The 12,278-nt window shown below is 44.7% G+C and carries 6 protein-coding genes; 5 read left to right on the top strand and 1 reads right to left on the bottom strand.

Features of this window, described 5'->3' with window-relative positions; all coding sequences use genetic code 11:
* Positions 1 to 126: 126 nt before the first annotated feature.
* Positions 127 to 1,725: a DUF6377 domain-containing protein gene (locus KTR07_RS14305; protein WP_181981920.1), complete on the bottom strand. Its 1,599-nt coding sequence runs from the start codon at positions 1,723 to 1,725 to the stop codon at positions 127 to 129.
* Positions 1,726 to 1,968: 243 nt separating this feature from the next.
* Here KTR07_RS14305 and KTR07_RS14300 point away from each other — a divergent pair, with 243 nt between their 5' ends.
* The 5 genes from KTR07_RS14300 (at position 1,969) to susE (ending at position 12,259) form a co-directional block, all read left to right on the top strand.
* Positions 1,969 to 3,822: a glycoside hydrolase family 13 protein gene (locus tag KTR07_RS14300; protein WP_117981098.1), complete on the top strand. Its 1,854-nt coding sequence runs from the start codon at positions 1,969 to 1,971 to the stop codon at positions 3,820 to 3,822.
* A gap of 196 nt (positions 3,823 to 4,018) precedes the next feature.
* The gene (locus tag KTR07_RS14295) at positions 4,019 to 6,235 is read left to right on the top strand and encodes a glycoside hydrolase family 97 protein (protein WP_113747905.1); all 2,217 of its coding nucleotides are present in this window, start codon (positions 4,019 to 4,021) and stop codon (positions 6,233 to 6,235) included.
* A gap of 134 nt (positions 6,236 to 6,369) precedes the next feature.
* Complete coding sequence (susC, locus tag KTR07_RS14290; protein WP_113747940.1) at positions 6,370 to 9,384, top strand: starch-utilizationTonB-dependent receptor SusC; 3,015 nt, start codon at positions 6,370 to 6,372, stop codon at positions 9,382 to 9,384.
* A 21-nt stretch (positions 9,385 to 9,405) separates the two neighbouring features.
* Positions 9,406 to 11,061 (top strand): starch-binding outer membrane lipoprotein SusD, encoded by a 1,656-nt coding sequence (gene susD / locus KTR07_RS14285; protein WP_217315447.1) that lies wholly within the window; start codon positions 9,406 to 9,408, stop codon positions 11,059 to 11,061.
* A gap of 34 nt (positions 11,062 to 11,095) precedes the next feature.
* On the top strand, positions 11,096 to 12,259 hold the full coding sequence (susE, locus tag KTR07_RS14280) for a starch-binding outer membrane protein SusE (protein ID WP_113747903.1): 1,164 nt from the start codon (positions 11,096 to 11,098) through the stop codon (positions 12,257 to 12,259).
* Positions 12,260 to 12,278: the final 19 nt, after the last annotated feature.

Here is a 12,278-nt window from a genome sequence, read left to right as displayed (position 1 = left end):
AATATTTCATCTTTATTTTCGATTTTTGAAGTGTCAACTTATTCAGTACACTACACATTCATATACAATCAATTAGTCATATCATACCTATGTCTATTGGAGACATGAAGAGAGACTAGAGTGTACTTACAAATTCATTACATCCTGTTCGAACCGATCTTTATCTCCGGCAGCTTTATTGCGCATTCTGCTCCGGTAATTATAGATAGTTGCCAAAGAATAACCCAGAAAATGAGCAATCTTGTTACTATCCACTACTCCTAAACGAATAAGGGCAAAGATCCGGAGTTCGGTTGTCAGCAGTTCGTCTGATTTTGGATAAACTCTTGCTTCTTCTACCAGCAGATTATTGAAAGAAGTAATAAAGTGTGGGAACAGTTTAAGGAATGACTTATCAAATTCGTTATAAAATTCATTCCGCTCGTCCCGGATAAACTGTTCGGACTTGATTGCTTTAAACAAGTCATCGATACGTGACGACATAGCAAGTTTGGCCAGAGAGCGGCGATAAGTTTCCAGTTTATCTAGATAATTGACGCATCTGTCCAAATAACGGGCAATATATACTTCCTTTATCTTTCCGGTCTGTTCCAATTCTTTGTTGACCGCAGACATTTGTTTGTTGGCCAAACTTAGATTCCTACGCATGACGGATATTTTCTTCATCCAACGATACAGATAGAAAATAGCAATGAGGAGAAACAGCGACAACAGACTGACACTAATCAACATGGCACGGGAAACGGCCCGTTCTCTCTCTTCTTTCAGTTTATAAGCCTTATCAATAATCGGGAAAAACTCCGTCACTTCCATAAATCGCAAACGGGCATTACATGCTACAGCATCTTCCATCGAACAACTCAGATATTTGTAGGCACGGTCAATATCCCCTAGTTCATACATCAGATGCGCGAGTTTCTGCAAGGAAGCATACTCCCTGACGGAAGATTCCAAGTCTGCAATAGCAGTCAGTATCAGATAATAAACTTCTTTCTCAACGTCTTTCTTCATGCTATATGCTTCGGAAAGGGTATAATAGATATATACTTTCTGACGTTCGTCTTCCATATCTTTCAGTGCATCGTTCAGCATGCCGATAGCCGTATCGGCCTTTCCGGTCACGATACATCGTTCCGCCATAACAATCGTTTTATTTTCTTCCGGAGGCATGGCGGCGATAATGGAATCTCTGTACAAATCGGTCTTTTTCAGGTATTTTTCTTTTTCGGTTTTGTTTGTCGTATAATCAGCGAGCCAGCCGTAGCAGGCGCGATAGGTCTGGTAATAAGAAAGCAAAGTCCATTCATTCAGTTTTTTAGGATCAATCTTCTCCAATTGTTCCATAGCTTCGATGTACATGCCCATTACACCCATTACCGTAGCACGGTTAATGACAATCTCATATTCCAGGTCCGGACGATTTAATTGGGGCAATATCTCCATCTGACGGTTAATATAATGAAGCGCCGAATCTGCCTGATAATGCAGGTAAGCCCCAAAGAGGGAGGCATACAACTCATAATTCCGGGCAGGATCGGTGGAATGGGCAAGTTGTACTTTTAAATCAGCGATGTCTTTTTCTCTCCGTATCTGATAAGTTTCCTTCTTACTTATAATGTCATCCAGTTTTTTAAGGGCCGCCTTATTTATATCCGTATGCTTTGCGGACAAGGAAAGAGGATAAACAAAAAGAAGAAACAAAAGATAATAGGTTAGATTTCTCATAAGGTGCTTTTTTAAGATGTGACAAATATAATGATTATAGTAATAAAAACGAAAAATATCGTCATAACAATTTTCATTTTCACTTGTATTTTTCGACAGAGGCAATAACGATAAAAAGCTTATTATCAACAGCCTATTCAAAACAATCATTTATATTTTCTTTCTAACTGCCATACGGCATACCCGATTCACCTACATTTGCATCATCGGTTCCCCCGAACAAATTTTAAAAATCTAGTTACCATGAAAAGGAATTTATTATTCATTATCTTACTATTATTATTACCCGGTCTTCACCAGGTATTCGCAGCAAGCACTATAAAGAAAGTAGCCCCGACCTTTTGGTGGGCAGGAATGAAGAATCCCGAATTGCAGATACTATTATATGGTGACCGCATATCATCCGCAGACGTCAGTCTTTCTGCCGATAATATCACGCTGCAAGAAGTGGTGAAGCAGGAGAATCCTAATTATCTGGTTCTGTATTTAGACCTTTCGAAGGCTGCTCCACAGAACTTTGACATCATCCTGAAACAAGGCAAAAAGCAGACAAAAATCCCTTACGAGCTTAAACAGCGCCGGCCGAATGCTTCGGCAGTAGAAGGTTTTGATTCGAGCGACGTGCTTTATCTTATTATGCCGGACCGTTTTGCCAATGGCAACCCCTCCAACGACATCATTCCCGGAATGCTGGAAGGAAATGTAGACCGTAATGAGCCTTTCGCACGTCATGGCGGCGATTTGAAAGGAATAGAGAATCATCTGGATTACATAGCAGACCTCGGAGTCACCAGTATATGGCTCAACCCGATTCAGGAAAATGACATGAAAGAAGGATCGTATCACGGTTATGCCATTACCGATTATTATCAGGTAGACCGCCGCTTCGGCAGTAACGAAGAGTTCCGCAAACTTACTCAGGAAGCTAATGCCAAAGGGCTGAAAGTCGTAATGGACATGATCTTCAACCATTGCGGTTCGGACAACTATCTGTTTAAAGATATGCCCTCCAAAGACTGGTTTAACTTTGAAGGCAACTACGTGCAGACCAGCTTCAAGACTGCCATTCAAATGGACCCGTATGCTTCCGATTACGAAAAGAAAATCGCTATCGACGGTTGGTTCACACTGACCATGCCGGACTTCAACCAAAGAAACCGTCATGTAGCTACTTATCTGATACAGAGCAGTATCTGGTGGATTGAATACGCCGGTATCAACGGCATCCGTCAGGATACACACCCTTATGCCGACTTCGATATGATGGCACGCTGGTGCAAAGCAGTCAATGAAGAATATCCCAAGTTCAACATTGTAGGTGAAACATGGCTGGGCAACAATGTACTCATCTCCTACTGGCAGAAAGACAGCAGACTCGCTTATCCGAAGAACAGCAATCTCCCGACTGTCATGGACTTCCCGCTAATGGAAGAGATGAACAAGGCTTTCGACGAAGAGACTACCGAATGGAACGGAGGACTTTTCAGACTCTACGAATATCTGTCACAGGACATCGTCTACAGCCATCCAATGAGCCTGCTGACCTTCCTCGACAATCACGATACTTCCCGCTTCTACCGTTCGGAAACGGATACAAAAAACCTGGACCGGTACAAGCAAGCCCTGACATTCTTACTGACAACCCGCGGAATACCGCAGATATATTATGGAACTGAAATCCTGATGGCAGCCGACAAGGCGAATGGAGACGGCCTGCTCCGCTGCGACTTCCCCGGAGGCTGGCCGAACGATACAAAAAACTGCTTTGACGCAGCCAACCGCACTCCACAGCAAAATGAAGCATTCTCCTTTATGCAAAAACTGCTCCAATGGAGAAAAGGAAACGAAGTCATTGCCAAAGGTCAGCTCAAACATTTCGCACCGAATAAAGGTGTCTACGTTTACGAACGCAAATACGGTGATAAATCAGTCGTTGTTTTCCTGAATGGAAACGACCGGGAACAGACCATTGACCTGGTTCCTTACCAAGAAATACTTCCTGCCTCATCTGCTTTCGATTTATTGACAGAGAAAAAGGTTGAATTAAGAAATGAATTAACACTTCCAAGTCGTGGAATATACCTTTTATCCTTTTAATAAGTTCACTTCGACTTATATTTATCAGAATACAGAAAAGAAATAAACCACTGTAAAACAAAACATTAACATTAATATAAACTTGTATTTTTATTCTAGACAACCCAAAGTCTCAAGATGGTTGCTATATTTGCAATATCCGGAACAGAGCGGAGTAAAAATATTAGTTAGCTTATAATTTAATACCATAAATAGAATGAAAAAGAGAAAGATTTTATCGCTCATCGCATTCCTTTGCATCTCATTCATTGCGAATGCCCAACAGAAATTAACCTCACCGGACAACAATCTGGTAATGACCTTCCAAGTAGACTCAAAAGGTGCCCCAACGTATGAACTGACGTATAAGAACAAAGTGGTAATCAAACCCAGCACTCTCGGACTGGAACTGAAGAAAGAAGATAATACCAGAACCGACTTCGACTGGGTGGACCGCAGAGACCTGACAAAACTTGACTCAAAGACCAACCTGTACGACGGCTTCGAAGTAAAGGATATCCAAACGGCTACTTTTGATGAAACCTGGCAACCGGTTTGGGGAGAAGAAAAAGAAATCCGCAATCATTATAACGAACTGGCAGTCACCCTGTATCAACCCATGAATGACCGTTCTATCGTTATCCGTTTCCGTCTGTTCAATGACGGTCTGGGATTCCGTTATGAATTTCCTCAGCAGAAGTCACTCAATTACTTCGTGATCAAGGAAGAGCATTCTCAGTTTGGCATGAACGGCGATCATATCGCTTTCTGGATACCGGGTGACTATGATACGCAGGAATATGACTACACCATTTCCCGCTTATCAGAAATCAGAGGGCTGATGAAAGAAGCGATCACTCCGAACTCTTCTCAGACTCCTTTCTCACAGACAGGCGTACAAACTGCACTGATGATGAAAACGGATGATGGCTTATACATCAATCTTCATGAAGCCGCTTTGGTTGATTACTCATGTATGCACCTCAATCTGGACGACAAGAATATGGTATTCGAATCCTGGTTGACACCGGATGCCAAAGGAGACAAAGGGTATATGCAGACTCCCTGCAACACACCTTGGCGTACGATTATCGTGAGCGATGACGCCCGCAATATCCTCGCTTCACGTATCACTCTCAACCTGAACGAACCATGCAAGATAGCGGATGCCGCTTCTTGGGTAAAACCCGTGAAATATATCGGCGTATGGTGGGACATGATCACAGGAAAAGGCTCATGGGCTTACACCGACGAACTGACCAGCGTAAAACTCGGTGAAACGGATTACTCCAAAACAAAACCGAACGGCAAACATTCTGCCAACACAGCCAACGTGAAACGTTACATTGACTTTGCAGCCGCTCACGGATTCGATGCAGTACTGGTTGAAGGCTGGAACGAAGGCTGGGAAGACTGGTTCGGCAACAGCAAAGACTATGTGTTTGATTTCGTGACTCCTTATCCCGACTTCGATGTGAAGGAAATCCACCGCTATGCAGCCAGCAAAGGAATCAAAATGATGATGCATCACGAGACTTCCGCTTCTGTACGCAACTACGAACGCCACATGGACAAAGCCTACCAGTTTATGGCAGACAATGGATACAACTCTGTAAAGAGCGGTTATGTAGGCAACATCATCCCCCGCGGCGAACATCACTACGGACAATGGATGAACAATCACTACCTGTATGCAGTGAAGAAAGCCGCCGATTACAAAATCATGGTGAATGCACACGAAGCAACCCGCCCTACCGGTATCTGCCGTACATATCCGAATCTGATCGGTAATGAATCCGCCCGCGGTACAGAATATGAATCATTCGGAGGCAACAAAGTATATCATACAACGATTCTGCCTTTCACACGCCTGGTTGGCGGTCCGATGGATTACACTCCCGGCATCTTCGAAACGCATTGCAACAAGATGAATCCGGCAAATAATTCTCAGGTACGTTCTACCATTGCACGCCAGTTGGCACTATACGTTACCATGTACAGTCCTTTGCAGATGGCTGCCGACATTCCGGAAAACTACGAACGTTTTATGGACGCTTTCCAGTTCATCAAAGACGTAGCTCTCGACTGGGACGAAACGAACTATCTGGAAGCAGAACCGGGAGAATACATCACAATTGCCCGTAAGGCAAAAGGTACGGACGACTGGTACGTAGGCTGCACAGCCGGTGAAAACGGTCATACCTCCAAACTCGTATTCGACTTCCTGACTCCGGGCAAACAATACATCGCTACCGTCTACGCGGATGCCAAAGATGCCGACTGGAAAGAGAACCCGCAGGCTTATACCATCAAGAAAGGTATTCTGACGAATAAGAGCAAGCTGAACCTGCACGCAGCTAACGGAGGCGGATACGCTATCAGCATCAAAGAGGTAAAAGATAAATCAGAGATAAAAGGTATCAAAAGATTATAAAGACAGAGAAATTATTATTCGGTAAAAGAGAGTGTTTTCGAGCACTAAAAATGATGACGAAGAGAAGGTTTTCAATAGGTATTTCTTAAGAGAGAATGAATAGAGATTTTACAATTAACTTTAAAGACAAAAACATGAAAAAAGGAAACTTTATGTTCAAGGTCCTGCTTACGCTTATAGCCGGAATATTCTTGTCCGTTGACGCATTTGCTCAACAAATAGCCGTCAAAGGAATGGTAAAAGACGCAACAGGCGAACCGGTTATCGGTGCCAATGTTGTGGTGAAAGGCACTACCACCGGAACGATTACCGATTTCGATGGCAACTTCCAGTTGTCTGCCAAGCAAGGCGATATAATAGTAGTTTCATTTATCGGGTACCAGCCGCAGGAACTTCCCGTCGCCGCACAAATGAATGTAATACTGAAAGACGATACGGAAATACTGGACGAAGTAGTAGTCATCGGTTACGGTCAGGTGAAAAAGAACGATATGACCGGTTCGGTAATGGCTATCAAGCCCGATGAACTAAGTAAAGGTATTACGACGAATGCTCAGGATATGTTATCCGGTAAAATTGCCGGTGTCAGCGTGATCTCCAATGACGGTACACCGGGCGGTGGTGCACAAATCCGTATTCGTGGCGGTTCTTCATTGAATGCAAGCAATGACCCGCTGATCGTTATTGACGGTCTGGCTATTGACAACGAAGGTATCAAAGGGATGGCAAACGGTTTGTCAATGGTTAACCCTGCGGACATCGAAACCCTTACTGTACTGAAAGATGCCTCTGCAACTGCCATTTACGGTTCGCGTGCATCCAATGGTGTTATTATTATCACCACCAAGAAAGGAAAGAATGGACAAGCTCCCAGCGTAAGCTATAACGGTTCCGTATCCTTCTCCAAAACTCAAAAGCGTTATGATGTACTGAGCGGAGACGAATACCGCGCTTATGCCAACCAGTTATGGGGTGACAAATTACCGGCAGATTTAGGAACCGCCAATACAGACTGGCAGGACCAGATATTCCGTACCGCTGTCAGCACCGACCATCATGTTTCTATCAACGGAGGATTCAAGAACCTGCCTTACCGTGTATCTTTAGGTTATACAGACGATAATGGTATTGTGAAAACATCCAACTTCCGACGCTTCACTGCTTCCGTGAACCTGGCTCCTTCCTTCTTTGAAGATCATCTGAAGTTCAACATCAATGCCAAATTCATGAACGGTAAAAACCGCTATGCCGATACAGGTGCCGCCATTGGCGGGGCATTGGCCATCGACCCTACCCGTCCGGTTTATTCTAACGAAGACCCTTACCAGTTTACAGGCGGCTACTGGCAGAATATTAATTCTACCACAGGTTTCAGCAATCCGGACTGGAGATATACGTCCAATCCGAACTCTCCCCAAAATCCGCTGGCTGCACTGGAACTCAAAAATGACAAGGCAAACAGCAACGACTTTGTTGGAAATGTAGACGTTGACTATAAGTTCCATTTCCTGCCTGACCTCCGTCTGCACGCAAGCATAGGTGGAGAATATGCGGAAGGTACGCAGACCACGATTGTTTCTCCATACTCATTCGGCAATAATTATTATGGTTGGAATGGCGACGTAACCCAATATAAATACAACCTTTCGTACAACATATATGTACAGTATATCAAGTCTTTGGGTGCAAACGACTTTGACATCATGGTCGGTGGTGAAGAACAGCACTTCCATCGCAACGGATTTGAAGAAGGACAGGGTTGGGACTCCTATACACAAGAACCCCATGACGCCAAATTGCGCGAACAGACAGCTTATGCAACCAGAAATACACTGGTCTCTTACTTCGGCCGTCTGAACTACTCCCTGCTGAACCGTTACTTGTTTACCTTTACCATGCGTTGGGATGGCTCGTCACGTTTCTCCAAAGACAACCGCTGGGGTACATTCCCATCATTGGCACTGGGATGGAAGATTAAAGAAGAAAACTTCCTGAAAGACGTAAATGTCCTGTCTGATCTGAAATTACGTTTAGGCTGGGGTATTACCGGTCAGCAAAACATAGGTGATGATTTTGCTTATCTTCCTCTGTATGTAGTCAATAACGAGTATGCCCAGTATCCTTTTGGCGATACGTATTACTCTACTTCCCGCCCGAAGGCTTTCAATGAGAACCTGAAATGGGAAAAGACGACCACATGGAACGCCGGACTGGACTTCGGATTCCTGAATGGAAGAATCACAGGTGGCATCGACGGATACTTCCGTAAAACGGATGACCTGCTGAACAGCGTTAAGATTCCCGTAGGAACTAACTTCAATGCCCAGATGACACAGAATATCGGTTCACTGGAAAACTACGGTATGGAATTTTCTATCAATGCCAAACCGATTGTGACTAAGGACTTCACTTGGGACCTCAGCTATAACATTACATGGAACCACAATGAAATCACCAAGTTGACAGGTGGCGACGACAGCGATTATTACGTAGAAGCAGGCGATAAGATTTCCAGAGGTAACAATACCAAGGTACAGGCGAATAAAGTAGGTTACGCTGCCAATTCCTTCTACGTTTACCAGCAGGTATACGACGAAAATGGCAAACCTATTGAAAATATGTTTGTTGACCGTAACGGAAACGGAACGATAGACAGCGGAGACAAATATATCTACAAAAAACCGGCAGGCGATGTTTTGATGGGACTGACCTCCAAAATGCAGTATAAGAACTTTGACTTCAGCTTCTCCTTACGTGCCAGTCTGAACAACTATGTGTACTATGACTTCCTGAGCAACAAAGCCAACGTCAGCACTTCGGGACTGTACTCCAATAATGCATACAGCAACACCAGTGCCGAAGCCGTCGCACTCGGTTTCAGCGGACAAGGTGATTACTACATGAGCGACTATTTTATACATAACGCATCATTCTTACGTTGTGATAACATCACGTTAGGTTATTCTTTCCAGAATCTGTGGAAAACTCAAACCTACAAAGGTGTTGGCGGACGTGTATATGCTACTGTACAGAATCCGTTCATTATCAGTAAGTACAAAGGCCTTGATCCGGAAGTAAAAAGCGGTATCGACGCCAATCCATATCCCAGAGCGATGACTTTCTTATTAGGTTTAAGTCTGCAATTCTAACATTCATTAAATCAATTTATCATGAAAACAAAATATATCAAACAGCTATTTTCAGCCGCACTGATCGCAGTTCTCTCTTCGGGAGTAACTTCATGTATCAACGATCTGGATATTAGTCCCATCGCCCCTCAGACAGGAGGTAGTTTCGACCAGCAGGGAGTATTTGTGAAAGGATATGCCATGCTGGGTGTAACCGGACAAAAGGGTATCGACGGTTCTCCTGACCTCGACGGACAGGACGAAGGCGAATCCGGTTTCTATCGTACCACTTTCAACTGCAACGAACTGCCTACCGACGAATGTCTTTGGGCATGGCAGGAGAATCAGGACATCCCCCAGCTTACAAGTATTAGCTGGAGTCCTTCCAGCCAGCGCACAGAGTGGGTTTACGTCCGTTTGGGATATGACATCACACAATACAACTTCTTCCTCGACCAGACCGAAGGCATGACAGATGCAGAAACACTGCGCCAACGTGCGGAAATACGTTTCCTGCGTGCCCTCCATTATTGGTACTTCCTCGATTTGTTCGGTAAAGCTCCGTTCAAGGAACACTTTAACAATGACTTGCCTGTCGAGAAGAAAGGTACGGAACTCTATACCTACATTCAGAATGAACTGAACGAAATTGAAGGTGATATGTATGAACCTCGTCAGGCTCCCTTCGGACGTGCAGACAAAGCCGCCAACTGGTTGCTCCGCGCACGTTTGTACCTGAACGCAGGCGTATATACTGGACAAACCGATTATGCAAAAGCGGAAGAATATGCCAGCAAAGTGATTGGCTCAGCATATAAGCTATGTACAAATTACAGCGAACTGTTTATGGCCGATAACGACGAGAATGAAAATGCCATGCAGGAAATCATTCTGCCTATCCGTCAGGATGGAGTAAAGACACGTAACTATGGCGGTTCAACTTATCTGGTTTGTGGTACTCGTGTAGCCGGTATGCCCCGTATGGGAACAACGAACGGTTGGTCCTGTATCTTTGCCCGTGCCACAATGGTAAAGAAGTTCTTCTCCAATCTCGAAGATGTGCCGATGCTGCCCGCCGATGTTGAGATTCCGACCAAAGGCTTAGATACAGATGAGCAGATCGATGCTTTCGATGCAGAATATGGCATCAGAACAGAAGACATGATCAAAGCTGCCGGTGACGACCGTGCCTTGCTATACTCTGGTGTAGGAGGCGGCAGACGCAAGATTCAGACAGATGCGATCAGCGGATTCACCGATGGCTTGTCGATTGTAAAATGGCAGAATTACCGCTCTGACGGAAAACCTGTCAGCCATGCTACTTATCCTGACACAGACATTCCTTTGTTCCGTCTGGCAGAAGCATACCTGACACGTGCGGAAGCCATTTTCCGCCAGGGAGGAGACGCCACAGGAGACATCAATGAACTTCGCAAACGCGCCAACTGCACAAGAAAGGTACAAACCGTAACCGAACAGGAACTTATCGACGAATGGGCACGCGAGTTCTATCTGGAAGGTCGCCGTCGTTCAGACTTGGTTCGTTTCGGTATGTTCACAACCAATAAATATCTTTGGGACTGGAAAGGTGGAGCAATGAACGGAACATCTGTCGCTTCATACTACAACAAATATCCTATCCCTGTATCGGATATCAACAATAACAGGAATATGTCACAAAATGAAGGCTATAAATAACCAAGAGTTCATCCTTATATAAAAGAATGCCATTATGAAAAAAATATCCAACATATTACTCGCTGTCACCTTCGCACTGCCTCTATTTACAGCCTGCGAAACAGACAATGACAGCAATCCGATCCTGAACGAACCCGATACATTCACGCTCAATACGCCCGCGTATGCAGCCAACAATGTATATGACCTGAAGAATGCCCAAACTGTAGAACTCACTTGTTCGCAACCGGACTACGGTTTTCCGGCAGCTACCACCTACACGGTACAAGCTTCATTTGAACAGGATTTCCTAGAAGCGACAGATGAGAGCAAAGCCAACTATACAGTGTTGGAAAGCACCTCCCCGACAGCAAAGATCAATGTGGATGCTTCCGAACTCAACAATGCGCTTCTCGACTTGTGGACGGCCGTGAACGGAGAGCAGGCAGAACTCCCTACCAAACCGGTAGCTGTATATATCCGCCTGAAAGCCAACATCACAAGCAGTGGAAAAGGAGTATGTCTTTCCAATGTGATTGAGTTGCCCAACGTTCTGATTTCCAAGAGCACCAGCTCATTGACACCTCCCAAGACGATGTTCATTGTAGGTTCCATGCTGGATGCCGACTGGAAAGTATGGAAACCAATGGCGGGTGTCTACGGTATGGACGGTCAGTTCTATTCAATGATTTACTTCGATGCCAACTCCGAGTTCAAGTTCGGAACAAAGGAAAACGAGTATATCGGTATTAACGACAACCGCGTGACGGTTACCGACAAAGCCGGAGCAGGAGTCAGCGGCAGTGACAACTTCGTCGTAGAAAACGCCGGATGGTATCTCTTCTACGTCAAAGCGGCTGTCAAAGGGGATGATTATCAGTTTACCATTACCTTCTATCCGGCTGAAGTATATTTGTTCGGTAACACCACCGGCGGTTCGTGGGCATTCACCGACGAATGGAAGTTTGCGGTTCCCGCTACCAAAGACGGCAACTTCGTATCTCCTGCCATGACTGCAAGCGGAGAAGTCCGTATGTGCTTCAAGACAGACCTCGACTGGTGGAGAACTGAGTTTACACTCCACGACGGTGAAATCTTCTATCGTGATTTCAACCTTATTGACAGTTGGACAGAAAAGGGAGACGGTTATTCCATACAGGGTTCAGCCGGCAATGTGATCCATCTGAACTTCACGGCAGGTACAGGAGAAAAGAAGTAATTAACTTTAAAAAGAACGA

This window comes from Bacteroides sp. MSK.20.82 (assembly GCF_019052485.1).
Taxonomy (GTDB): Bacteria; Bacteroidota; Bacteroidia; order Bacteroidales; family Bacteroidaceae; genus Bacteroides; species Bacteroides thetaiotaomicron.
Note: the sequence above shows the minus strand (reverse complement) of the source record. Positions and strands in the feature narration are given on the sequence as shown.

Coding starts and splice junctions, on each gene's coding strand:
- susD (WP_217315447.1), top strand. CDS start 9,406: ATGAAAACAAAATATATCAAACAGCTATTTTCAGCCGCACTGATCGCA.
- susC (WP_113747940.1), top strand. CDS start 6,370: ATGAAAAAAGGAAACTTTATGTTCAAGGTCCTGCTTACGCTTATAGCC.
- KTR07_RS14300 (WP_117981098.1), top strand. CDS start 1,969: ATGAAAAGGAATTTATTATTCATTATCTTACTATTATTATTACCCGGT.
- susE (WP_113747903.1), top strand. CDS start 11,096: ATGAAAAAAATATCCAACATATTACTCGCTGTCACCTTCGCACTGCCT.
- KTR07_RS14305 (WP_181981920.1), bottom strand. CDS start 1,725: ATGAGAAATCTAACCTATTATCTTTTGTTTCTTCTTTTTGTTTATCCT.
- KTR07_RS14295 (WP_113747905.1), top strand. CDS start 4,019: ATGAAAAAGAGAAAGATTTTATCGCTCATCGCATTCCTTTGCATCTCA.